Origin of the sequence: Pantoea sp. App145 (genome assembly GCF_047947045.1) — a bacterium.
Lineage (GTDB): Bacteria > Pseudomonadota > Gammaproteobacteria > Enterobacterales > Enterobacteriaceae > Pantoea.
The window spans coordinates 3,843,341-3,868,641 of the sequence record NZ_CP133290.1 but is presented as its reverse complement, the minus strand read 5'-3'; the positions used below and the strand labels follow the sequence as shown (position 1 = coordinate 3,868,641).

Below are 25,301 nucleotides of genomic sequence, written 5' to 3'. Positions count from 1 at the left end.
CATGATGAGCCAACGCGGACTGGAAGCGCTGTTACGACCTAAATCCATTGCGGTAATTGGTGCCTCGGTGAAACCCGGTCGTGCGGGTTACTTTATGATGCGCAACCTGCTGGCGGGGGGCTTTAGCGGCCCGGTATTACCGGTGACGCCCAAATATAAAGCCGTGAGCGGTGTATTGGCCTGGCCGGACATTGCCAGCCTGCCCTTCGCCCCGGATCTTGCTGTCATCTGCACCCATGCCCGACGCAACCTCGAACTGCTGCAACAACTGGGCGAAAAAGGCTGTAAAGCCTGCATTATCCTCTCTGCACCGGCCAGCCAGCTGGAAGAACTGAAAGCCTGCGCCAGCCAGTGGCAGATCCGCCTCCTCGGCCCCAACAGCCTCGGCTTGCTTGCGCCCTGGCAAGGTCTGAATGCCAGCTTTTCCCCGGTGCCGATCGCGAAAGGCCGCATCGCCTTTATTTCGCAATCGGCGGCGGTGTCGAACACCATCCTCGACTGGGCACAACAGCGTAACCTTGGGTTCTCCTGGTTTATTGCCCTCGGTGACAGTCTTGATATTGATGTTGATGACCTGCTCGATTTTCTCGCGCGCGACGGCAAAACCAGCGCCATTCTGCTGTACCTGGAACATCTCAGCGATGCGCGCCGCTTTGTTTCTGCATCACGTAGCGCCTCGCGTAATAAACCCATTCTGGTGATCAAAAGTGGCCGCAGCCATCAGGCCCAGGCGATGATTGGCACCCATAGCGGGCTGGATGCCGCCTGGGATGCGGCTATCCAGCGTGCTGGTCTGCTGCGCGTGCAGGATACCCATGAACTGTTTTCTGCCGTCGAATCACTCAGCCATATGCGTCCGCTACGCGGCGATCGTCTGATGATCATCAGCAATGGTGCCGCCCCGGCAGCCCTGGCGCTGGATGAGCTTTACGCGCGCAATGGCAAACTGGCAACACTGAGCGAAGAGACCTTGCAGGCGCTGGCGGCGCTGCTGCCGGAGGGAGTGGGACGCGGTAATCCTCTTGACTTGAAAGATGATGCCACTCCGGAACGCTATGTCGCCTGCATTGAGAAGCTGCTTGATAGCCACGAGCTGGATGCGCTGATGATCATCCACGCGCCGAGCGCGGTATCGCCTGCCAGCGAAACTGCCGCGCAAATTATTGAGGCAATTGCCCGCCATCCGCGTGGCAAACAGGTGACATTGCTGACTAACTGGTGCGGCGAGTTCTCCTCGCAGGACGCACGGCGTGCCTTCACCAGGGCGGGCATCCCCACGTGGCGCACCCCGGAGGGGACTGTCACCGCGTTTATGCATCAGGTGGAGTATCGTCGCAATCAGAAGCAACTGCGTGAAACGCCCGCGCTACCACCAGGGCTAACGCAGAATAGCGCGCAGGCGCACCAGCTGATTCAGCAGGCGCTCGATCAAGGCATCACCACGCTGGATACCCACGAGGTGCAGCCCGTGCTGGAAGCCTATGGTCTGGCAACTTTGCCGACCTGGATTGCAGCTGACAGCGCTGCGGCAGCCAGTATTGCCGGGCAGATTGGCTATCCCGTGGCACTCAAACTTCGTTCGCCAGATATCCCGCATAAATCCGAGGTGCAGGGGGTGATGCTTTATCTGCGCAGTGCCGCAGAAGTAGAGCAGGCTGCTGAAGCCATTTTTGACCGCGTGCGCCAGACCCATCCGCACGCGCGTATTGATGGCCTGCTGGTACAGAGCATGGCGAATCGCGCTGGTGCACAGGAGCTGCGCGTGGTGGTCGAACAGGATCCGCTGTTTGGCCCGATTATTTTGCTGGGCGAAGGCGGCGTTGAATGGCAGCCAGATAAACAGGCCGCCGTTGCCCTGCCGCCACTCAATATGACGCTGGCGCGTTACCTGGTGATCCAGGCGATGAAGAGTGGCAAAGTGCGTAGCCGCAGCGCCCTGCGACCGTTAAATATTCCGGCGCTTAGCCAGTTACTGGTGCAGGTTTCTAACCTGGTGGTGGATTGCCCGGAGATTCAGCGACTGGATATTCACCCGCTGCTGGCCGCCGGGGAGGAATTTACACTGCTGGATGTCACGCTCCAGCTGGCCCCTTTCCACGGCGATAACGAAGCCCGGCTGGCGATTCGCCCCTATCCTCATCACCTTGAGGAGCAGTTCGCGTTGAAGGATGGTCAGCATTGCCTGTTCCGTCCCATCCTGCCTGAAGATGAACCGCTGCTGCGTGACTTTATTGCGCAGGTGACCAAAGAAGATCTCTACTACCGCTATTTCAGTGAGATCAACGAATTCACTCATGAGGATTTGGCCAATATGACGCAGATCGATTATGACCGCGAAATGGCGATTGTGGCGGTGCGTCAGCAGGCAAATCAACAAGAGATTATTGGCGTGACGCGTGCCATTTCTGATGCCGATAACATTGATGCTGAGTTTTCCGTCCTGGTGCGTTCAGATCTCAAAGGGCTGGGCATGGGCAGACGCCTGCTGGAGAAGATGATTCGCTATACCCGCGATCACGGTCTGCAACAATTGAACGGTATCACCATGCCACACAATACCGGCATGATTACGCTGGCACGAAAACTTAACTTTCGTGTGAATATTCAACTGGATGACGGAATTGTCAGCCTCAATTTACCCTTAAATGATGGCATCGACTAACCTTGTAGAGAAAGGTAAAAATCCCCCCGGGCCCGCCGGTTGATGTTATTATCGCGCGTTAGGATCATGATTTGATGGCAAAAGGCCATGCAATGAACAGAGAAGAAGTGCACCGTGATGTTGTCTAAATTCAAACGCAATAAACACCAACAACACCTCGCACAGCTGCCTAAACTGTCACAATCCGTGTCGGATGTGACCACGCTTTACTCGCCCGCTGAATTTCGCGAAACCCTGCTGACGAAAATTGCCGCTGCAGAAAAACGTATCTGTATCGCTGCGCTTTACCTGGAAAATGATGATGGTGGACGTGGCATTATGCAGGCACTGTATGCTGCGCGTCAGGCACGTCCTGAACTGGATATCAGTATTCTGGTGGACTGGCATCGTGCGCAACGTGGCCGCATCGGCGCAGCACGAGGCTTCACCAATGCCGACTGGTATTGCGAGATGGCGACGCAGCATGCGGATATCGCCATTCCGGTGTATGGTATTCCGGTGAACACCCGTGAAGCGCTGGGCGTACTGCATTTGAAAGGCTTTATCATTGATGACACGCTGTTGTATAGCGGTGCCAGCCTGAACGATGTCTATCTGCATCAGCATGATAAATACCGTTATGACCGCTATCAGCTAATCCGCAACCCGCAGCTGGCCGATACCATGTATCAGTGGATCTGTGAGAATCTGAAGCAATCAGATGCGGTGCACCGTCTTGATCAGTCCGAACGCCCTTCCAGCCCGGAAATCAAAAATGAAACCCGCCAGTTCCGCCAGGATCTGCGTGGCTTCAACTATCAGTTTACCGGTAATGCGGGCAACGAAACGCTGACAGTCACACCATTGGTGGGCCTGGGCAAACGTAGCCTGCTGAATAAAACCATCTTCCATTTAATGCCCTGTGCCGAGCGTAAACTCACCCTGTGTACGCCTTATTTCAATCTGCCCGCTATCCTGGTGCGTAACCTGATCCATTTACTGCGTCAGGGAAAAGAGGTTGAGATCATCATCGGGGACAAAACGGCCAACGACTTTTATATTCCACCTGAGCAGCCCTTTAAGATTATCGGTGCGTTGCCTTATCTCTACGAGATTAACCTGCGCCGTTTCCTCAGCCGCCTGCAATATTACGTCAACAATGGTCAGCTGACGGTGCGCCTGTGGAAAGATGGTGAAAATAGCTACCATCTGAAAGGCATCTGGGTGGACGATGAATGGATGATGATCACCGGCAATAACCTCAATCCACGCGCCTGGCGGCTCGATCTGGAAAATGCGGTGTTGATCCATGACCCGCTGAATCAGCTGGCTGAACAACGCGAGCGGGAACTGGCATTGATCCGTACACATACCACGGTGGTGGTGCATTTCCGTGAACTGGAGAGCATTGCCGACTATCCGGCAAAGGTGCGCAAGTTGATTCGTCGTCTGCGGCGGATCCGGATCGATCGTCTTATCAGCCGTCTGCTGTGAGAACCTGGCCGCTCAGTGAGGAGCGGCCAGCCATTTTATAACTTAATCCCCTTCCCTTTGCGATGCAGCATCAGTGACACCAGAAACGCTAATGCGCCCATTGCTGACACATACCAGAAGAAACTGGTTTCCGCGCCTTCTTTTTTCAGCAGCAACGCAACGTACTCGGCAGAACCGCCAAAAATAGCATTTGCCACTGCATAAGATAAGCCGACACCCAGTGCTCGCACCTCCGGCGGGAACATCTCTGCTTTAAGTATGCCGCTGATAGCGGTATAGAAGCTGGTGATGATCAACGCTACCATCACCAGAAGAAATGCCAGCCAGCCACTCTGCACATTTTGTAGCAGCGTCAGAATCGGTACGGTACAAATCGCTGCACCCGCACCAAAAATTATCATGGATGCACGGCGGCCGATTTTATCGGATAACGCGCCGATAATCGGCTGAATCAACATAAATACCAGCAACGCCCCGGTCATTAATGCACTCGCGCTGCGTGCATCCATCCCGGCGGTATTGACCAGGTATTTTTGCATATAGGTAGTAAAGGTATAAAAACTGAGTGAACCACCGGCAGTAAAGCCCAGCACCATCAGAAAAGCACGAGAGTGATTGCGCAGCAGACCAAGAATACTGCCAGCATCACGATGTTCGCGGTGTTTTTTCTCTGAAGTTTCATTGAGCGAGCGACGCAGCCAGAGTGCGACAACTGCCAGAATAGCGCCCAGGAAGAATGGGATACGCCATCCCCAGCGATGTAGTTGTTCATCACTAAGAATTTGTTGCAGCACCACCACGGTAAGCACTGCCAGTAACTGCCCACCGATTAAGGTCACGTACTGGAATGAGGCGTAGAACCCTTTGCGTCCTTCCAGCGCCACTTCACTCATATAAGTGGCGCTGGTGCCATATTCCCCACCCACGGACAACCCCTGAAACATGCGCGCCAGCAGCAGAATCGTGGGAGCGGCAATGCCAATTTCCCCATATCCGGGCAGACAGGCAATCACCAGCGAACCGAGACACATCATACAAACTGAGATCAGCATGGAGTTTTTTCGTCCGTGGCGATCGGCAATATAACCAAATAGCCAGCCACCGATAGGACGCATCAAAAATCCTGCGGCAAATACACCTGCGGTTTGCAGTAATTGCGTGGTGGTATCGCCCGATGGGAAAAAGATATGGGCGAAATAGAGTGAGAAGAACGAATAAACATAGAAATCGAACCACTCCACCAGGTTGCCTGATGAAGCACCAACAATCGCCCAGATGCGTTGTTTGCTAATGGTCGTCGTGTCGTGTGGTACCACTTTTTGTTGTAGAGAGTCTGTCATGCTTTCCTCTTTTCCTTGCGGATAATAAACGCCAAAGCATTGAGTAAAGCATTTGTTGGCCCGTCAGGTGAAGCGGGCAAATATCCGAATGACAAAATGTGACCGGGAAGAGGTTTGTGGGGCGATTTTCAGACGTAAAAAAGCCCTGAACTTTCGTTCAGGGCTTCTTTACTTGATTGATGCCTGGCAGTTCCCTACTCTCGCATGGGGAGACCCCACACTACCATCGGCGCTACGGCGTTTCACTTCTGAGTTCGGCATGGGGTCAGGTGGGACCACCGCGCTACAGCCGCCAGGCAAATTCTGTTTATCCGCACCGCCCTCTCAGGCCGCACGAATCTATCCGGATGAATCAAGCTGAAAATCTTCTCTGGTCTCTCAATCAAAACGCCTCTGGCGTTGTAAGGTTAAGCCTCACGGGTCATTAGTACCGGTTAGCTCAATGCATCGCTGCACTTACACATCCGGCCTATCAACGTCGTCGTCTTCAACGTCCCTTCAGGACTCTCAAGGAGTCAGGGAGAACTCATCTCGGGGCAAGTTTCGTGCTTAGATGCTTTCAGCACTTATCTTTTCCGCACTTAGCTACCGGGCAATGCCATTGGCATGACAACCCGAACACCAGTGGTGCGTTCACTCCGGTCCTCTCGTACTAGGAGCAACCCCCCTCAATTCTCCAGCGCCCACGGCAGATAGGGACCGAACTGTCTCACGACGTTCTAAACCCAGCTCGCGTACCACTTTAAACGGCGAACAGCCGTACCCTTGGGACCTACTTCAGCCCCAGGATGTGATGAGCCGACATCGAGGTGCCAAACACCGCCGTCGATATGAACTCTTGGGCGGTATCAGCCTGTTATCCCCGGAGTACCTTTTATCCGTTGAGCGATGGCCCTTCCATTCAGAACCACCGGATCACTATGACCTGCTTTCGCACCTGCTCGAGCCGTCACTCTCGCAGTCAAGCTGGCTTATGCCATTGCACTAACCTCCTGATGTCCGACCAGGATTAGCCAACCTTCGTGCTCCTCCGTTACGCTTTGGGAGGAGACCGCCCCAGTCAAACTACCCACCAGACACTGTCCGCAGCCCGGATTACGGGCCTACGTTAGAACATCAAACATTAAAGGGTGGTATTTCAAGGTCGGCTCCACGCAGACTGGCGTCCACGCTTCAAAGCCTCCCACCTATCCTACACATCAAGGCTCAATGTTCAGTGTCAAGCTATAGTAAAGGTTCACGGGGTCTTTCCGTCTTGCCGCGGGTACACTGCATCTTCACAGCGATTTCAATTTCACTGAGTCTCGGGTGGAGACAGCCTGGCCATCATTACGCCATTCGTGCAGGTCGGAACTTACCCGACAAGGAATTTCGCTACCTTAGGACCGTTATAGTTACGGCCGCCGTTTACCGGGGCTTCGATCAAGAGCTTCTCCTTACGGATAACCCCATCAATTAACCTTCCGGCACCGGGCAGGCGTCACACCGTATACGTCCACTTTCGTGTTTGCACAGTGCTGTGTTTTTAATAAACAGTTGCAGCCAGCTGGTATCTTCGACTGGCTTCAGCTCCGGGAGCAAGTCCCTTCACCTAATGCCAGCGTGCCTTCTCCCGAAGTTACGGCACCATTTTGCCTAGTTCCTTCACCCGAGTTCTCTCAAGCGCCTTGGTATTCTCTACCTGACCACCTGTGTCGGTTTGGGGTACGATTTCGTGTTACCTGGAGCTTAGAGGCTTTTCCTGGAAGCAGGGCATCAGTTACTTCACCACCGTAGTGGCTCGTCATCACGCCTCAGTGTTAAAGAAGACCGGATTTGCCTGGTCTTCACACCTACACGCTTAAACCGGGACAACCGTCGCCCGGATAACCTAGCCTTCTCCGTCCCCCCTTCGCAGTAACACCAAGTACAGGAATATTAACCTGTTTCCCATCGACTACGCTTTTCAGCCTCGCCTTAGGGGTCGACTCACCCTGCCCCGATTAACGTTGGACAGGAACCCTTGGTCTTCCGGCGAGCGGGCTTTTCACCCGCTTTATCGTTACTTATGTCAGCATTCGCACTTCTGATACCTCCAGCAGACCTCACAGTCCACCTTCAGCGGCTTACAGAACGCTCCCCTACCCAACAACACATAGTGTCGCTGCCGCAGCTTCGGTGCATGGTTTAGCCCCGTTACATCTTCCGCGCAGGCCGACTCGACCAGTGAGCTATTACGCTTTCTTTAAATGATGGCTGCTTCTAAGCCAACATCCTGGCTGTCTGTGCCTTCCCACATCGTTTCCCACTTAACCATGACTTTGGGACCTTAGCTGGCGGTCTGGGTTGTTTCCCTCTTCACGACGGACGTTAGCACCCGCCGTGTGTCTCCCGTGATAACATTCTCCGGTATTCGCAGTTTGCATCGGGTTGGTAAGCCGGGATGGCCCCCTAGCCGAAACAGTGCTCTACCCCCGGAGATGAGTTCACGAGGCGCTACCTAAATAGCTTTCGGGGAGAACCAGCTATCTCCCGGTTTGATTGGCCTTTCACCCCCAGCCACAGGTCATCCGCTAATTTTTCAACATTAGTCGGTTCGGTCCTCCAGTTAGTGTTACCCAACCTTCAACCTGCCCATGGCTAGATCACCGGGTTTCGGGTCTATACCCTGCAACTTAACGCCCAATTAAGACTCGGTTTCCCTTCGGCTCCCCTATACGGTTAACCTTGCTACAGAATATAAGTCGCTGACCCATTATACAAAAGGTACGCAGTCACACCCAAAAGGATGCTCCCACTGCTTGTACGTACACGGTTTCAGGTTCTGTTTCACTCCCCTCGCCGGGGTTCTTTTCGCCTTTCCCTCACGGTACTGGTTCACTATCGGTCAGTCAGGAGTATTTAGCCTTGGAGGATGGTCCCCCCATATTCAGACAGGATACCACGTGTCCCGCCCTACTCGTCGGACTCACAGTCCGTGCATTTTCGTGTACGGGGCTGTCACCCTGTATCGCGCGACTTTCCAGACGCTTCCACTAACACACAAACTGATTCAGGTCCTGGGCTGTTCCCCGTTCGCTCGCCGCTACTGGGGGAATCTCGGTTGATTTCTTTTCCTCGGGGTACTTAGATGTTTCAGTTCCCCCGGTTCGCCTCGTTAACCTATGTATTCAGTTAACGATAGTGCACAAGTGCACTGGGTTTCCCCATTCGGACATCGCCGGCTGTTGCGGTTCATATCACCTTGCCGGCGCTTTTCGCAGATTAGCACGTCCTTCATCGCCTCTGACTGCCAGGGCATCCACCGTGTACGCTTAGTCGCTTAACCTCACAACCCACAGGCGTTTTGCAACGCTTATGAATCGTAAGCTTTTGAGAGACTCGAACGCGCCGCTTTCATTTCTTATTACGGAGAAATGAAACAACGCGTCGTTTCAAATTTTCAGCTTGTTCCGGATTGTTAAAGAGCAAATACTTCGCAGCACACCGTTTCCGGTACGCTCTGAAGTATTGAAGTACTGTAATGGTGGAGCTAAGCGGGATCGAACCGCTGACCTCCTGCGTGCAAGGCAGGCGCTCTCCCAGCTGAGCTATAGCCCCATACAGTTACTGCAGAGACCACTACTACCACTCAACCGAGTTCACATTCTTCAGACAAAAGAAGAATGCAATTTCTGCTCAGGCAAGGCATGCGGAAGGGAAGTTTACGTCGGTAAACGACCGCGCGCATAACGCAGCATGAGAAGAAATTTGGTAGGCCTGAGTGGACTTGAACCACCGACCTCACCCTTATCAGGGGTGCGCTCTAACCACCTGAGCTACAAGCCTGTAGAGGTTTTTCTGCTCGTTACTTTTCTATCAGACAATCTGTGTGAGCACTTCGCGGGAAAGTATCTTCAGGTAAGGAGGTGATCCAACCGCAGGTTCCCCTACGGTTACCTTGTTACGACTTCACCCCAGTCATGAATCACAAAGTGGTAAGCGCCCTCCCTAAGGTTAAGCTACCTACTTCTTTTGCAACCCACTCCCATGGTGTGACGGGCGGTGTGTACAAGGCCCGGGAACGTATTCACCGTAGCATTCTGATCTACGATTACTAGCGATTCCGACTTCATGGAGTCGAGTTGCAGACTCCAATCCGGACTACGACGCACTTTATGAGGTCCGCTTGCTCTCGCGAGGTCGCTTCTCTTTGTATGCGCCATTGTAGCACGTGTGTAGCCCTGGCCGTAAGGGCCATGATGACTTGACGTCATCCCCACCTTCCTCCGGTTTATCACCGGCAGTCTCCTTTGAGTTCCCGACCGAATCGCTGGCAACAAAGGATAAGGGTTGCGCTCGTTGCGGGACTTAACCCAACATTTCACAACACGAGCTGACGACAGCCATGCAGCACCTGTCTCACGGTTCCCGAAGGCACTAAGGCATCTCTGCCAAATTCCGTGGATGTCAAGGCCAGGTAAGGTTCTTCGCGTTGCATCGAATTAAACCACATGCTCCACCGCTTGTGCGGGCCCCCGTCAATTCATTTGAGTTTTAACCTTGCGGCCGTACTCCCCAGGCGGTCGACTTAACGCGTTAGCTCCGGAAGCCACGCCTCAAGGGCACAACCTCCAAGTCGACATCGTTTACGGCGTGGACTACCAGGGTATCTAATCCTGTTTGCTCCCCACGCTTTCGCACCTGAGCGTCAGTCTTCGTCCAGGGGGCCGCCTTCGCCACCGGTATTCCTCCAGATCTCTACGCATTTCACCGCTACACCTGGAATTCTACCCCCCTCTACGAGACTCAAGCCTGCCAGTTTCGAATGCAGTTCCCAGGTTAAGCCCGGGGATTTCACATCCGACTTGACAGACCGCCTGCGTGCGCTTTACGCCCAGTAATTCCGATTAACGCTTGCACCCTCCGTATTACCGCGGCTGCTGGCACGGAGTTAGCCGGTGCTTCTTCTGCGGGTAACGTCAATGCATGAAGCTATTCACTTCACACCCTTCCTCCCCGCTGAAAGTACTTTACAACCCGAAGGCCTTCTTCATACACGCGGCATGGCTGCATCAGGCTTGCGCCCATTGTGCAATATTCCCCACTGCTGCCTCCCGTAGGAGTCTGGACCGTGTCTCAGTTCCAGTGTGGCTGGTCATCCTCTCAGACCAGCTAGGGATCGTCGCCTAGGTGAGCCGTTACCCCACCTACTAGCTAATCCCATCTGGGTTCATCCGATGGTGTGAGGCCCGAAGGTCCCCCACTTTGGTCTTGCGACGTTATGCGGTATTAGCTACCGTTTCCAGTAGTTATCCCCCTCCATCGGGCAGATCCCCAGACATTACTCACCCGTCCGCCACTCGTCACCCAGGGAGCAAGCTCCCCTGTGCTACCGTTCGACTTGCATGTGTTAGGCCTGCCGCCAGCGTTCAATCTGAGCCATGATCAAACTCTTCAATTTAAAGTTTGATGCTCAAAGAATTAAACTTCGTAATGAATTACGTGTTCACTCTTGAGACTTGATATTTTTTAAGTCCGTGGACTTTTGATATCAATCCTGCGAGTGCCCACACAGATTGTCTGATAAATTGTTAAAGAGCAGTGCGGGCAGCGGGTTAACCGTCTGTCGCGAGGTGGCGTATATTACGCTTTCCTCCTTCAGAGTCAATCACTTTTTTCAGCGATTTTCTCCGGCGGGATGAATCACTTCGTCCCTTGCTGACCCGTCTGCGTTGCCGCTTTGCCGTGTCAGTGGAGGCGCATTATAGGGAGATAATTCTGAGTGACAAGCGCTAATTTAAACTTTTTGCGCGACCGCTCACTTTCCAGGCGAAGCGTTGCAAAATCCAGCAAAAACCTGTGCAAAAGGCATAAAAAACGGGCCCGCAGGCCCGTTAATGGTTATTTCTTACTGATGTGCGACTATCACATCATCTTTCACATCCATCTCGATGGTTTTACCCGGCACTAACGCCCCAGAAAGAATCTGTTGCGCCAGCGGGTTTTCAATTTGCTGCTGGATAGCACGTTTCAGTGGCCGCGCCCCGTAAACCGGATCGTAACCGTTCTCACCCAGCAACCGGATAGCTGCGTCCGAAATGTGCAACTGGTAGCCACGCTCTTCAAGACGTTTATACAACCGCTGCAGCTGAATCTGCGCAATAGAAGCAATGTGTTTTTCACCCAGAGGATGGAACACCACCACTTCATCGATACGGTTAATAAACTCCGGACGGAAATGGTGCCCGACAACCGACATCACCATTTCTTTCATCTCAGGATAATCCAGCGCACCAAACCGCTCCTGAATCAAATCTGAACCGAGGTTCGAGGTCATAATAACTACCGTGTTGCGGAAATCGACCGTACGTCCCTGTCCATCCGTTAAACGACCATCATCCAGCACCTGCAACAGGATGTTGAAAACATCCGGGTGTGCTTTCTCTACCTCATCAAGCAAAATCACCGAATAAGGACGACGACGAACAGCCTCAGTCAGATAACCACCCTCTTCATAACCGACATATCCCGGAGGAGCACCCACCAGCCGCGATACCGAATGTTTCTCCATAAACTCAGACATATCGATACGTACCATCGCGTCGTCGCTGTCGAACAGGAAGTTTGCCAGCGCCTTACACAACTCGGTTTTACCCACACCTGTTGGTCCCAGGAACAGGAAAGAACCAATTGGCCGGTTTGGATCAGACAATCCGGCACGGCTACGACGAATCGCATTTGATACGGCTTCTACCGCTTCATCCTGGCCAATCACGCGCGCATGCAGCTCCTGCTCCATCCGCAGCAACTTATCACGCTCCCCTTCCATCATGCGGGCAACAGGAATACCCGTCCAGCGCGCCAGTACATCAGCAATTTCCACATCGGTCACGCGGTTACGCAGCAACTTCATGGTCTTGCCTTCGGACTGCATGGCCGCAGCCAGCTGTTTCTCCAATGCGGGTATCTTGCCATACTGCAATTCAGACATCTGTCCCAGATCGCCGACACGCCGTGCCTGCTCCAGAGACAAGCGTGCCTGCTCCAGTTCAGCCTTGATATTCTGCGTACCGGTCAGAGACGCTTTTTCAGCTTTCCACTCTTCTTCCAGCTCGGCGTATTCACGCTCTTTCTGGTCAAGCTCGCTTTCCAGCATTTCCAGACGTTTGATACTGGCATCATCCGACTCTTTCTTCAGCGCCTGCTGTTCCAGCTTAAGCTGGATAATGCGGCGTTCAAGGCGATCCAGTGGTTCCGGCTTCGAGTCAATTTGCAGACGAATGCTGGAAGCCGCCTCATCAATAAGGTCGATAGCTTTATCCGGTAACTGACGATCGGCGATATAACGATGCGAAAGCGTTGCTGCTGCCACAATCGCCGGATCGGTGATCTGCACATGATGATGCAGCTCATAGCGCTCTTTCAGGCCACGCAAAATGGCAATGGTGTCTTCGACACTGGGTTCCGCCACAAACACTTTCTGGAAACGACGTTCCAGTGCAGCATCTTTTTCAATGTACTGACGATACTCATCCAGCGTAGTGGCACCGACGCAGTGCAACTCACCGCGAGCCAGAGCTGGCTTAAGCATGTTACCGGCATCCATTGCGCCATCAGCTTTACCGGCACCGACCATGGTATGCAGTTCGTCGATAAACAGGATGACGTTGCCTTCCTGTTTCGCCAGATCGTTCAGGACCCCTTTTAAACGTTCTTCAAACTCACCACGATATTTCGCACCCGCCACCAGCGCTCCCATATCCAGCGCCAATACCCGACGGCCTTTCAGGCCTTCAGGCACTTCGCCATTGATGATGCGCTGAGCCAAACCTTCAACGATAGCGGTTTTACCGACACCGGGTTCACCAATCAGTACCGGGTTATTCTTGGTACGACGTTGCAGAACCTGAATGGTGCGCCGAATTTCCTCGTCACGACCAATCACCGGGTCAAGTTTGCCCAGTTCGGCGCGTTCCGTCAGATCGATGGTGTATTTCTTTAATGCCTGACGCTGATCTTCAGCCCCTTGATCGTTCACGTTCTCTCCCCCTCGCAATTGCTCGATAGCCTTAGCGAGTTTTTCCGACGTTGCACCAGCCGATTTAAGTAAATCAGCCAGCGAGCCACGTGAATCCAGGGCCGCCAAAGCAAATAATTCAGATGAAATAAAATTGTCGCCGCGCTTTTGCGCCAGCTTGTCGCACAGGTTAAGCACACGGACTAAATCCGCAGACGGCTGGACGTCGCCGTCAGTGCCTTCAACTTGTGGTAATCGATTAATAGCCTGTTCAATGCTGGTGCGTAGCCCAGCGACATCGGCACCCGCTGCGCTGAGCAACGGACGCACCGATCCGCCTTCCTGATTGAGCAACGCGCTCATCACATGAAGGGGTTCTATGAATTGGTTATCGTGTCCCAGAGCAAGGGACTGTGCATCGGCCAAGGCCAACTGGAATTTGTTGGTAAGACGATCCAGACGCATGTTTCCTCCCATTACAGGTCAAAATGCTACTGGAGATTAAATGAGGTCATCCCTCAAATTTTCAAGGTTAATGACCTGAGTTGTGAGCAAAAAATACGCTAACTGGATCGTCTTGTGGCGTAAGGTTATCTCAGCCAAATCAAAGTTGCCATACGCCCGGTGATACGATCGCGTCGGAAGGAGAAAAAATCGTCGCTTGCATGCCAGGTACAGCGTTGTTCGCCGCTGATTGAACGCACACCAGCAGCCTGCAAGCGCTGGCGAGCCAGCAACCAGATATCAGCAAAATATTTTTCGCCGACGGGGCGAAATGCCTGGTCGGCACGCTCGTCATGCGCCATAAATGCCGAACGCACCTCCGCACCCACTTCGAAAGCCTGCGGGCCAATGGCAGGTCCCAGCCAGGCATGAATCTCTTGTGCGGGACAGTGAAACTGTGCCAGCGTCTGCTCCAGTACACCGTGACATAAGCCGCGCCAGCCGGCATGAGCAACCGCCACTTCGCTACCGTCACTGGCACAAAAGAGCACCGGCAGGCAATCTGCCGTCATCACGGCACAGACCACGCCCGTTTCACGCGTAATCGCAGCATCCGCATCAGGTAGCGCTACGCTAGCAGGTAAACGCACCGCCTCCTGACCGTGAACCTGATTGAGCCATTGGGGCATCGCCGGTAACTGTGCCAGAGCAACCAAACGCTGGCGATTAAGGAGCACATGTTCCTGATTATCACCAACGTGGCTGCCAAGATTGAGAGTGTTCCAGGGAGCCTGACTGACGCCACCGTGACGTGTAGTTGAACATGCCCGAACGCGCGCCGGTGCTGGCCAGTCCGGGATGATCAACTCATTCATAGCCAGTCCATCTGATCGCGGAACATATCGGTATCAGCTTTCAGGGCATCAATCAAATCGACCATGTCCTGCGGCAGTGGTGCATGCCATTCCATTTCAATCCCGGTGATCGGATGGTAGAGACGCAACATGGTTGCGTGCAACGCCTGACGATCAAATCCACGCAGGGTTGCGATAAATTCATCAGATGCCCCTTTTGGTGGACGTGGACGACCACCGTAAAGCGGATCACCCACCAGCGGATGGTTAATATGGGCCATATGAACGCGGATCTGGTGTGTACGACCGGTTTCCAGACGCAGGCGCAGGCGGGTATGCGCACGGAAGTGCTCCATGATGCGGTAATGGGTCACCGCCGGTTTCCCCATCGGGTGCACCGCCATATGAGTACGTTTGGTGGAGTGACGCGCCATGGGCTCATTAACGGTACCGCCCGCGGTCATGGTGCCAATCGCAACCGCTTCGTACTCACGGGTGATTTCACGCAACTGCAGCGTTTCCACCAGATGCGTTTGTGCAGGTACGGTTTTAGCCACCACCATCAGACCGGTGGTGTCTTTGTCCAGACGATGGACAATGCCCGCACGAGGAACATCCGCAATCGCTGGGTAATGATAAAGCAATGCGTTAAGCACAGTCCCGTCCGGATTACCGGCTCCCGGATGCACCACTAAACCACGCGGTTTGTTGATAACAAGAATATCGTCGTCTTCATACACGATATTCAATGGGATGTTTTGCGCTTCCCAGCGCTGCTCTTCTTCGATTTCAGCGCTGATCGACACCTGCTCGCCGCCCAGAACCTTCTCTTTCGGTTTGTCGATGACGGTGCCATTGACGCTGACGCGACGCTCAAGGATCCATTCTTTTATGCGAGAACGTGAATAATCAGGGAACAATTCCGCCAAAGTCTGATCTAAGCGTTGTCCAAGTTGTGCTTCGGACACCGTTGCGGTGAGTTGAACTTGTTGTGCCATATACAGCTTCTTCGTTAACGTTGGGTTTTCACGGCGATGCCGTTTAATATAATGTGCTATCGTACCTGGTCATTACCGGGAGCTACACGGACAGCTTCCGCCATAACACTTTGAGGATAATCATTTCGTCATGACGCGTATGAAACATCTGGTGGCTGCTGCCACACTGAGCCTGGCACTGGTGGGTTGTTCCAGCTCAAAGGACACAGTACCGGACAGCCCGCCGTCTGAGATTTACGCCACAGCTCAGCAAAAACTGCAGGACGGTAACTTTAAAGCGGCGATTAAGCAACTGGAAGCGCTGGATAACCGTTACCCGTTCGGCCCATATTCTCAGCAGGTACAGCTGGATTTGATCTACGCGTATTACAAAAATGCCGATCTGCCGCTGGCGCAAGCCGCGATCGCTCGCTTTATGCGTCTGAATCCGACCCATCCAAACATCGACTATGTCATTTACATGAAAGGTCTGACGGATATGGCACTGGATGATTCGGCACTACAGGGCTTCTTCGGTATCGATCGTTCTGACCGCGATCCGACTCATGCCCGTGACGCGTTCCGCGACTTTTCTCAGTTGCTGCGCGGTTACCCGAACAGCCAGTATGCCGCCGACGCCCAGAAACGCCAGGTCTTCCTGAAAGAACGTCTGGCGAAGTATGAACTTTCAGTGGCGCAATTCTATACCAAGCGCGGTGCTTATGTCGCTGTTGTTAACCGTGTAGAAGGCATGATGAAGGATTACCCGGATGCAGAAGCGACTCATGAAGCGCTGCCGCTGATGGAAAATGCCTATCGCCAGCTGCAACTGACTGCTGAAGCGGATAAAGTGGCAAAAATTATTGCCGCCAATAACGCCTGATCAATGGCAAATAAAAAAGCAGCCTTCACTGGCTGCTTTTTTTTGGTGAAAATTCAGACTAAAAACAAAATTTCTCACCCGGTTAACTCGTCAATCTTGCCCCCTTCCCCCCACCGCTTCAAGCTTTTTCCGCCACTTTCCCGGCCTTTCTCACAATTTGCTGGCATTGACAAAAAGTGACATTTTAATGTGATTCTGATCACATATTTTCCCGATTTCCGCGGTATGCTGGACCTACCCAGACGGAAATGACAGAGAGGTTTGAATGATGATTCTGAACATTACCAGTAAACAAATGGAAATCACTGCGGCTATCCGCAACCATGTCGAAGACCGTCTCGCCAAGCTGGAAAAATGGCAAACTCACCTGATAAACCCGCACATCGTGTTATCGAAAGAGCCGAAAGAATTTGTGGCAGACGCCACGATTAACACGCCAAATGGCACGCTGGTCGCCAGCGCGAAACATGATGATATGTACACCGCAATCAACGATCTGATTGCGAAGCTGGAACGACAGCTCAACAAAGCGCAACACAAACCCGAAGCGCGTCGTGCCACCAGTAGTGTGAAAGATTTTACGCCTGCGGGTTAAACACCCATTTTCTCAGCAACGCGCCTCCGGGCGCGTTTTTTATTGACAGCCTCAAATCAGTGCGGTTAATCTCGGGTCACTTTACTTTCGGAAACCACCATGAAACATCTGCCGTTCTTCTTCGCATTCTTTTTTACCTTCCCCTGATTGGGAGGCGATTCGTCATGTGAAAATGAATGCGAAGACGAACAACAAAGCCTCCCAACCGGGAGGCTTTTTTATTGGACAGCTTACAGGTGAGCCCTATGACCCCCGATAACCCACTGCTGGCATTACGTGACAAAATCAGCGCCGTTGATGAGAAGCTGCTGACACTGCTGGCCGAGCGCCGCGCACTGGCCATTGAAGTTGCCCAGGCAAAACTAGCAACCCACCGCCCAATCCGTGATGTCGAGCGCGAGCGCGCCCTGCTGGAAAATTTGATTACGCTGGGAAAAAAACACCAGCTTGATGCGCATTACATCACGCGCCTGTTCCAGCTGGTGATTGAAGATTCGGTTCTGACGCAGCAGGCATTGCTGCAAAAGAACCTTAATCATCCCCATGCGCTGGCGCCGCGTATCGCTTTCCTTGGTCCGAAAGGTTCCTATTCGCATCTTGCTGCGCGCAAATATGCGGCACGACATTTTGATTCGATGGTGGAAATGGGTTGTCTCAAATTCCACGACATCATCCAGCAAGTGGAGAGCGGCCAGGCTGATTATGCGGTGATGCCGATTGAGAATACCAGCTCTGGCTCCATCAATGACGTTTATGACCTGCTCCAGCAGACGTCGTTGTCGATCGTTGGCGAGCTGACCATTCCCATCGAACATTGTGTGCTGGTGAGCAGCAATACCGATTTGCAGCAAATTGAGACTGTCTACAGCCATCCGCAACCGTTCCAGCAATGCAGCCAGTTCATCAACCGTTTCCCGCAATGGAAAATCGAATACACCGAAAGCACCGCTGCAGCGATGGAAAAAGTGGCTGCGATGAACTCACCGAAAGTGGCGGCTCTCGGCAGCGAAGCCGGTGGTGAGCTGTATCAATTGCAGGTACTGGAGCGTGATCTGGCCAACCAGCAGCAAAACCACACACGTTTTATCGTACTGGCGCGCAAGTCCATTGATGTCTCCGACCAGGTACCTGCCAAAACCACGCTGATTATGGCCACCGGGCAGCAGGCAGGTGCGCTGGTTGAAGCGTTACTGGTATTACGTCAGCACAACCTGATCATGAGCAAACTGGAATCACGTCCGATTAACGGCAATCCGTGGGAAGAGATGTTTTACATTGATGTGCAGGGCAATCTGCAATCTGACAGCATGCAACGCGCGCTGGAAGAGCTGCGTGGTTTAACCCGCTCACTCAAGGTACTCGGTTGTTATCCAGGCGAGAATGTGGTGCCGGTGGAGCCGCGCATCTAAGCAAAAGGGCATCCGGATGGATGCCCTTTTCTGTTATTGCCGACTGTCGTTTGCCGAACGTAGCATGCTACGGCTTTCAACCAGGAAGCGTTTCGCATAGTCACCAAACCAATGTTCTACGCGTTCAAAGCTTTCGATGAAGGCCTGCTTGTCTCCATGTTCCAGCAAGGTTATCGCCTCACCAAAACGCTGGTAATAGCGTTTAATCAGCGCGATGTTGCTCTCCGAGGACATAATGATATCCGCGTACAGCTGTGGGTCCTGCGCGAACAATCTGCCGACCATTGCCAGTTCCAGCCGGTATATCGGTGACGACAGCGCCAGTAATTGATCCAGATTGACGTTCTCTTCAGCCAGATGGAGACCATAGGCAAAGGTTGCAAAGTGACGCAATGCCTGGATAAACGCCATATTCTGGTCATGCTCAACGGCACTGATACGATGCAACCGCGCGCCCCAGACCTGAATCTGTTCCAGGAACCACTGATAAGCTTCCGGCTGACGTCCATCGCACCACACCACCACCTGTTTCGCCAGGCTGCCGCTATCCGGGCCGAACATCGGATGCAGGCCAAGTACCGGTCCGTTATGGGCAGCCAGCATCGCCTGCAGGGGACGGTTCTTCACCGAGGCCAAATCAACCAGGATGCAATCTTCCGGCAACGTTGGCAGCTGCGCGATAATTTGCTCGGTAAGATGGATCGGTACGCTGATGATAACCATACCGGCATCTTTCAATAACTCGTCAGCCTGTTCCCAGTCACCTTTGTCGAGCAGACGTACCTGATAGCCCGACAGGGTGAGCATTTTTTCAAACAGACGTCCCATCTGACCACGGCCACCGACGATCACCACCGGACGCAGCGTCGGACACAGGGTTTTAAAACCTTTGTCGTTTTCACTGGTATAGGATTCACGCATCAGGCGGCGCAGGACATCTTCAATCAAATCCGGCGGTACACCGAGCGCCTCAGCTTCCTGACGACGCGAAGCAAGCATGCTCGCTTCGCGCTCAGGTACATAAATCGGCAAGCCATAACGGCTTTTCACTTCACCTACTTCTGCTACCAGCTCCAGCCGCTTAGCCAGCAGCCCGAGCAGTGCTTTATCTACTTCATCTATTTGATCGCGTAGCGCGGTCAGTTCAGCCACCATGACTCATTACACCTCGTGTGACAGACGCGCCGACAGCACTCCCTGCAAATCCTGATGGATTTCACGCAGCAAGGTTTCAGTGGTGTCCCAGTTGATGCAGGCATCAGTGACAGACACACCGTATTTCATCTCACTACGCGGCTGCTCGGAAGACTGGTTGCCTTCGTGGATGTGGCTTTCCAGCATCAGGCCGATAATGGAACGGTTGCCATCTTTAATCTGGGCAATAGCCGATTCGGCTACACCAGGCTGGCGGCGATAGTCTTTGTTAGAATTGCCATGGCTGCAATCTATCATTAAGGCTGGACGCAGTCCCGCTTTCAGCATCTCTTTTTCGCACTGCGCGACATCTTCCGGGCCGTAGTTCGGTGCTTTGCCACCGCGCAGAATCACATGACCATCCGGGTTACCCTGGGTCTGTAACAGACAAACCTGCCCAGCCTGGTTGATGCCCACGAAGCGATGCGGCATGGCTGCTGCGCGCATAGCATTAATCGCGGTGCCGAGGCTGCCGTCGGTGCCATTTTTGAATCCAACCGGCATGGAAAGACCTGACGCCATTTCACGGTGAGTCTGCGACTCGGTAGTACGTGCACCAATCGCTGACCAGCTGAACAGGTCACCAAGGTATTGCGGGCTGTTAGGATCGAGCGCCTCAGTGGCCAGCGGTAGTCCCATTTCTACCAGGTTCACCAGCAGCTGACGCGCAATGTGCAGCCCGGCTTCCATATCAAACGAGTTGTCCATGTAAGGATCGTTGATTAACCCTTTCCAGCCGACGGTGGTACGGGGTTTCTCAAAATAGACACGCATAACGATGTACAGCTGATCCTTCAACTGTTCAGAAAGAGTTTTCAAAAGATGGGCGTATTCAAGTGCAGCTTCGGTATCGTGGATTGAACAAGGGCCACACACCACCAACAGACGCGGATCGCGGCCCGCGATGATGTCGGAGATGGTCTGACGGGAAGCCGCGATTTGCGCTTCCTGAGCAGCACTGAGCGGAAATTTCGCTTTCAACTCTCCCGGGGTGATTAAAATTTGTTCATCGGCGATATGCACATTGTTCAGCGCGTCTTTTTGCATGATTGCGATCCTTTTTACTCGTTTATGCGTGTTGGGATCCTCACTGAGGATGGCGTTCACTTTACCATAAGTCGTAAATCATGCAATCCACATATGTACACTTTTATTACCACATATAAAAACCAATAAGGTAATTTCAGATAAAATTGTTTTATTTCATAAAATTAAAAATAAATAACCACCAAACAACACTACGCCATTATGTAAACTATTAATTACACTCATTGCGGAAATTTAATACCGTCATTGGCATCATCTGGGCTAACATTCTGTTAAATAGACTTTTTCGGGATCGATCTTATGGCAATTCCTCATGTACATCTCCGCCCCTACAATTTGCAGGATGCTGAGGCTTTTACCGAGGCGGTGAATGCATCACTTCCCAGCCTTATCCCGTGGATGGAGTGGGCACATGATGACTATCGTAATGATGAAGCCGTCAGTTGGATCAATTTTACCCATCTTCAGCGGGCCAGAGGTGAAGCCGAAGAGTTCGCCATTGTCGATGGTAATGATCAATTGCTTGGCGGGGCTGGGATCCGTTTTGCCCGCCAACCCGGAGAATTCTGTGCTCTGGGTTACTGGGTACGCTCATCCGCCCAGCGCCAGGGCGTCGCGACACGGGCTGTGGCGCAGCTGATTGAATTAGGCTTTCAATCACCCGAGGTGAAGTTACTGGAAATTCTCGCCGCTGCTGATAACCTGGCCAGTCGCGCAGTGGCAGAACGCAGCGGGTTTAGTTTCATTGATTATCGTTACGGGTTAATCGTGCTGGAAAGCGGCCCGGTGAATACCGCCATTTATCATTTAGAACGTAGATAAAAAAAGGGGCTGGCAGATGCCAACCCCTTGTTTGCTATTAACTTTGAGATGTCGCTTTCGCGAGCTCTTAGCTAAGACGCTCTTTAATACGAGCAGACTTACCAGTACGCTCACGCAGGTAGTACAGTTTGGCTTGACGCACAGCACCACGACGTTTAACAGCAATGCTGTCAATTACCGGAGAGTGAGTCTGGAAGACACGCTCAACGCCTTCGCCGTTAGAAATCTTGCGAACAGTGAATGCAGAGTGCAGACCGCGGTTACGAATAGCGATAACCACGCCCTCGAATGCCTGCAGACGTTTCTTAGAACCTTCAACGACCCATACTTTCACTTCCACGGTATCACCCGGACGGAAGGAAGGTACGTCCTGTTTCATCTGCTCTTGTTCAATTTGCTTGATAATGTTGCTCATAATTAAATCTCTTATCCTGGGTAAACTGATAGTCAGGGAAGATTACTCTTCCGCCTCATCGTTTTGTTGCTGCTGATGTTCCCGCTGGAACTCAGTAAGCAACCTTGCTTGCTCTACAGTCAGAGCCAGGTTTTCCAGAAGTTCAGGTCTTCTCAGCCAGGTACGGCCTAGCGACTGTTTCAGACGCCAGCGGCGAATATCGGCATGGTTCCCCGACAGTAACACTGCCGGTACATCCATCCCTTCTAACACTTCAGGTCGGGTATAGTGCGGGCAATCCAGCAAACCGTCCGAGAACGAATCCTCATCGGCTGACGCCTGCTTCCCCAGAACGCCGGGTATAAACCGGGCGACGGAGTCAATCAACGTCATGGCTGGTAGCTCACCGCCACTGAGTACGTAATCACCGATTGACCATTCTTCATCAATTTCGGTTTGAATAACGCGCTCATCAATCCCTTCATAGCGACCACATACCAGAATCAACTTCTGATGTGTCGCCAGTTCGCAAACGCCCTGTTGGTCAAGTTTGCGCCCCTGAGGTGAAAGATAAATCACCCTGGCCCCTTCTCCCGCCGCTGCTTTCGCTGCGGAGATGGCGTCCCGTAAAGGTTGCACCATCATCAGCATTCCCGGTCCGCCGCCGTAAGGACGATCATCCACGGTACGGTGCCGGTCGTGCGTGAAGTCACGCGGACTCCAGCTCTCAATGCTGAGCAGGCCATTTTTTACTGCCCGGCCAGTTACCCCGAAATCGGTAATAGCGCGAAACATCTCTGGAAACAGGCTAATAACACCAATCCACATCGCGTTCGCCGTTACGTTACCGGTTGGTCCGGAGGTCAAAAACCAGGATCCCAATCTACTTCAATAGTGCCAGTAGAGAGATCGACTTTCTTGATAACCTGTTCATCAAGAAACGGTATTAACCGCTCCTGTGCACCGAATGCATCTTTCAGGTTTGCCTTTACGACGAGAACGTCGTTCGAACCGGTTTCCATCAAATCAATGACTTTACCCATTTCGTAGCCTTCGAGGTTTACTACTTTGCAACCCATCAGGTCTTTCCAGTAGTAATCACCCTCTTCCAGCGCTGGCAGTTGCGCGGAGTCAACCGTAATTTCGCAATTGGTTAACTGTGCCGCTGCATCCCGATCGTCAATGCCTTTGACTTTGATGATCAGATCCTGATTGTGGTGCTTCCAGCCCTCCAGTTCGACCAGCTGCCATTGACCGGCGTGCTGAATCAACCAGGGCTGATAGTCAAAGATACTTTCGGCTTCTTCGGTGGAAGAAAACACTTTGAGCCAGCCCCGAATGCCGTAAGCGGCACCCATCTTCCCCAATACGATTGGGTTAGCGGGAGGCTGTGCGGCAGGTTTTCTGCTCATGCTCACCACCGTGACAGATTAAGCTGCTTTTTTTGCTTCTTTGATCAGCGCGTTAACGCGATCAGAAAGCGTTGCGCCCTGGCCAACCCAGTGCTCAATACGGTCCAGATCCAGACGCAGACCTTCAGCCTGACCAGCAGCGATCGGGTTGAAGAAACCTACGCGCTCGATGAAGCGACCGTTACGAGCATTGCGGCTGTCAGTAACGACGACCTGATAGAACGGACGCTTTTTCGCGCCGTGACGTGCCAAACGAATAGTTACCATAACATCCTCATTAGTTAATAAAACAACCGGGCCCCATCGAGGAACGGGGCCCGGGTGCAATATATAAAGCCCGAAAATTCTACTCATTTTGGCGCAAAAAGCAACCTGAGCATCTCACTTTTCCGGCATTTTACCGGTCGCCTTAGCGACCGGGGAATCCTGGCGGCATCATGCCTTTCATGCTGCGCATCATTTTCGCCATGCCGCCCTTCTTCATTTTCTTCATCATGCGCTGCATGTCATCGAACTGCTTCAGCAGTCGGTTAACATCCTGCACCTGCATGCCCGAACCCAGGGCGATACGGCGTTTGCGTGAGCCTTTGATGATTTCCGGCTTCTCACGCTCTTTGCGTGTCATCGAGTTGATGATGGCTTCCATACGCACCAGAAGTTTATCGTCCATCTGCGATTTCACATTATCCGGCAGTTGGCCCATGCCAGGCAGCTTGCCCATCAGGCTTGCCATCCCACCCATATTGCGCATCTGCTTTAGCTGATCAAGGAAATCGTTAAGGTCAAAGCCATCGCCGGTTTTCAGTTTCTTCGCCAGCTTTTCCGCTTGCTCGCGGTCAACTTTGCTTTCGATATCTTCAATCAGCGACAGCACATCGCCCATACCCAGGATGCGCGATGCAATACGATCCGGATAGAACGGCTCCAGGGCTTCAGTTTTCTCACCAACACCCATGAATTTGATCGGCTTGCCGGTAATATGGCGAATCGACAACGCCGCACCACCACGTGCATCACCATCGACTTTGGTCAGAATCACACCGGTCAGCGGCAGCGCTTCATTAAATGCTTTCGCGGTATTGGCGGCATCCTGCCCCGTCATGGCATCAACAACAAACAGGGTTTCTACCGGATCAATCGCGGCATGTACCTGCTTGATTTCGTCCATCATCGCTTCATCAACGTGCAGACGGCCCGCGGTATCCACGATCAGAACGTCGTAGAATTGCAGACGAGCTTCTTTCAGCGCGTTGTTCACGATATCGACAGGCTTCTGGCTCAGGTCAGACGGGCAGAAATCCACGCCAACCTGCTGCGCCAGCGTTTCCAGCTGTCTGATCGCCGCCGGGCGATAGACGTCAGCAGAAACGACCAGTACTTTTTTCTTGTGCTTCTCACGCAGGAATTTACCCAGCTTGGCAACGCTGGTGGTTTTACCCGCACCCTGCAGACCCGCCATCAATACGACGGCCGGTGGCTGAGCGGCCAGGTTGAGTGCATTATTTTCTGCACCCATCGCCTCGACCAGCTCATTGCGAACAATTTTGATGAATTCCTGACCCGGGGTCAGGCTCTTGTTCACATCATGACCAACCGCGCGCTCTTTCACACGGTTGATAAATTCACGTACGACTGGCAGCGCAACATCCGCTTCCAGCAGCGCCATACGCACTTCGCGCAGCGTGTCTTTAATGTTGTCTTCGGTCAGCCTTCCGCGGCCGCTAATATTGCGCAGGGTTTGCGACAAACGATCGGTTAAATTATCAAACATGCTCTCTCACTTAAAAACATAGCGAGGCCGCCAGGGCGACACAATG

General features: G+C 52.8%; 18 protein-coding genes, 2 tRNA genes, 3 rRNA genes and 1 other annotated feature. Of the genes, 7 read left to right on the top strand and 16 right to left on the bottom strand.

Annotated elements, in window-relative coordinates:
- The first annotated feature begins 4 nt into the window (after window positions 1-4).
- The gene (locus RCF31_RS17850) at window positions 5-2,662 is read left to right on the top strand and encodes a GNAT family N-acetyltransferase (RefSeq protein ID WP_416413287.1); all 2,658 of its coding nucleotides are present in this window, start codon (window positions 5-7) and stop codon (window positions 2,660-2,662) included.
- Window positions 2,663-2,779: 117 nt separating this feature from the next.
- Complete coding sequence (pssA, locus tag RCF31_RS17845) at window positions 2,780-4,135, top strand: CDP-diacylglycerol--serine O-phosphatidyltransferase (protein WP_416413286.1); 1,356 nt, start codon at window positions 2,780-2,782, stop codon at window positions 4,133-4,135.
- Window positions 4,136-4,170: 35 nt separating this feature from the next.
- Here pssA and RCF31_RS17840 read toward each other — a convergent pair whose 3' ends face one another.
- From RCF31_RS17840 to rluD, 9 genes are all read right to left on the bottom strand, one after another.
- Window positions 4,171-5,475: an MFS family transporter gene (locus tag RCF31_RS17840; RefSeq protein WP_416411848.1), complete on the bottom strand. Its 1,305-nt coding sequence runs from the start codon at window positions 5,473-5,475 to the stop codon at window positions 4,171-4,173.
- Window positions 5,476-5,656: 181 nt separating this feature from the next.
- Window positions 5,657-5,772 (bottom strand): 5S ribosomal RNA (gene rrf / locus RCF31_RS17835).
- Between the two features lie 106 nt (window positions 5,773-5,878).
- Window positions 5,879-8,782 (bottom strand): 23S ribosomal RNA (locus RCF31_RS17830).
- A gap of 196 nt (window positions 8,783-8,978) precedes the next feature.
- Window positions 8,979-9,054: transfer RNA gene (locus RCF31_RS17825), tRNA-Ala, on the bottom strand.
- Window positions 9,055-9,205: 151 nt separating this feature from the next.
- Window positions 9,206-9,282: transfer RNA gene (locus RCF31_RS17820), tRNA-Ile, on the bottom strand.
- A gap of 73 nt (window positions 9,283-9,355) precedes the next feature.
- Window positions 9,356-10,897, bottom strand: a 16S ribosomal RNA gene (locus tag RCF31_RS17815).
- Together the 16S, 23S and 5S rRNA genes with 2 tRNA genes alongside form the textbook arrangement of a ribosomal RNA operon.
- A 447-nt stretch (window positions 10,898-11,344) precedes the next feature.
- Entirely contained in the window at window positions 11,345-13,918 is a 2,574-nt protein-coding gene (gene clpB, locus RCF31_RS17810; RefSeq protein WP_416411847.1) for an ATP-dependent chaperone ClpB, read from the bottom strand.
- Window positions 13,919-14,043: 125 nt separating this feature from the next.
- Window positions 14,044-14,772, bottom strand: a complete 729-nt coding sequence (gene yfiH / locus RCF31_RS17805) for a purine nucleoside phosphorylase YfiH (RefSeq protein ID WP_416411846.1) — start codon at window positions 14,770-14,772, stop codon at window positions 14,044-14,046.
- Entirely contained in the window at window positions 14,769-15,749 is a 981-nt protein-coding gene (rluD, locus tag RCF31_RS17800) for a 23S rRNA pseudouridine(1911/1915/1917) synthase RluD (protein ID WP_084876414.1), read from the bottom strand. The genes yfiH and rluD overlap by 4 nt, the downstream gene beginning before the upstream one ends.
- Before the next feature lie 130 nt (window positions 15,750-15,879).
- On the opposite strand from rluD, the gene bamD reads away from it, so the two are divergent.
- The 4 genes from bamD to pheA all read left to right on the top strand — a co-directional run bounded on the left by bamD (window position 15,880) and on the right by pheA (window position 18,615).
- The gene (gene bamD / locus RCF31_RS17795; protein WP_416411845.1) at window positions 15,880-16,611 is read left to right on the top strand and encodes an outer membrane protein assembly factor BamD; all 732 of its coding nucleotides are present in this window, start codon (window positions 15,880-15,882) and stop codon (window positions 16,609-16,611) included.
- Between the two features lie 268 nt (window positions 16,612-16,879).
- Entirely contained in the window at window positions 16,880-17,206 is a 327-nt protein-coding gene (gene raiA, locus RCF31_RS17790; protein WP_021507319.1) for a ribosome-associated translation inhibitor RaiA, read from the top strand.
- A gap of 98 nt (window positions 17,207-17,304) precedes the next feature.
- Window positions 17,305-17,429, top strand: a sequence feature (Phe leader region).
- Window positions 17,306-17,353: a pheA operon leader peptide PheL gene (pheL, locus tag RCF31_RS17785; protein ID WP_100703679.1), complete on the top strand. Its 48-nt coding sequence runs from the start codon at window positions 17,306-17,308 to the stop codon at window positions 17,351-17,353. It overlaps the preceding feature by 48 nt.
- A gap of 22 nt (window positions 17,430-17,451) precedes the next feature.
- On the top strand, window positions 17,452-18,615 hold the full coding sequence (gene pheA, locus RCF31_RS17780) for a bifunctional chorismate mutase/prephenate dehydratase (protein ID WP_299453237.1): 1,164 nt from the start codon (window positions 17,452-17,454) through the stop codon (window positions 18,613-18,615).
- Window positions 18,616-18,648: 33 nt separating this feature from the next.
- Here pheA and tyrA read toward each other — a convergent pair whose 3' ends face one another.
- Both tyrA and RCF31_RS17770 read right to left on the bottom strand, forming a co-directional pair.
- Window positions 18,649-19,770: a bifunctional chorismate mutase/prephenate dehydrogenase gene (gene tyrA, locus RCF31_RS17775; RefSeq protein ID WP_084876417.1), complete on the bottom strand. Its 1,122-nt coding sequence runs from the start codon at window positions 19,768-19,770 to the stop codon at window positions 18,649-18,651.
- 6 nt (window positions 19,771-19,776) lie between these two features.
- The gene (locus RCF31_RS17770) at window positions 19,777-20,856 is read right to left on the bottom strand and encodes a 3-deoxy-7-phosphoheptulonate synthase (protein ID WP_416411844.1); all 1,080 of its coding nucleotides are present in this window, start codon (window positions 20,854-20,856) and stop codon (window positions 19,777-19,779) included.
- 300 nt (window positions 20,857-21,156) lie between these two features.
- On the opposite strand from RCF31_RS17770, the gene RCF31_RS17765 reads away from it, so the two are divergent.
- Window positions 21,157-21,678, top strand: coding sequence for a GNAT family N-acetyltransferase (locus RCF31_RS17765; RefSeq protein ID WP_416411843.1), 522 nt, complete (start codon window positions 21,157-21,159; stop codon window positions 21,676-21,678).
- A 67-nt stretch (window positions 21,679-21,745) separates the two neighbouring features.
- Here the strand turns inward: RCF31_RS17765 and rplS are convergent, their stop codons facing one another.
- The 5 genes from rplS to ffh all read right to left on the bottom strand — a co-directional run bounded on the left by rplS (window position 21,746) and on the right by ffh (window position 25,255).
- On the bottom strand, window positions 21,746-22,093 hold the full coding sequence (rplS, locus tag RCF31_RS17760; protein WP_299460431.1) for a 50S ribosomal protein L19: 348 nt from the start codon (window positions 22,091-22,093) through the stop codon (window positions 21,746-21,748).
- A gap of 42 nt (window positions 22,094-22,135) precedes the next feature.
- Window positions 22,136-22,900: a tRNA (guanosine(37)-N1)-methyltransferase TrmD gene (gene trmD, locus RCF31_RS17755; RefSeq protein WP_299460494.1), complete on the bottom strand. Its 765-nt coding sequence runs from the start codon at window positions 22,898-22,900 to the stop codon at window positions 22,136-22,138.
- A gap of 35 nt (window positions 22,901-22,935) precedes the next feature.
- Window positions 22,936-23,484 carry a ribosome maturation factor RimM gene (gene rimM, locus RCF31_RS17750; protein WP_299460428.1) on the bottom strand — a complete coding sequence of 183 codons (549 nt, stop codon included), beginning with the start codon at window positions 23,482-23,484 and terminating at the stop codon, window positions 22,936-22,938.
- An 18-nt stretch (window positions 23,485-23,502) separates the two neighbouring features.
- The gene (gene rpsP / locus RCF31_RS17745; RefSeq protein WP_013510204.1) at window positions 23,503-23,751 is read right to left on the bottom strand and encodes a 30S ribosomal protein S16; all 249 of its coding nucleotides are present in this window, start codon (window positions 23,749-23,751) and stop codon (window positions 23,503-23,505) included.
- Between the two features lie 142 nt (window positions 23,752-23,893).
- Window positions 23,894-25,255, bottom strand: a complete 1,362-nt coding sequence (gene ffh, locus RCF31_RS17740) for a signal recognition particle protein (protein ID WP_299460425.1) — start codon at window positions 25,253-25,255, stop codon at window positions 23,894-23,896.
- Window positions 25,256-25,301: the final 46 nt, after the last annotated feature.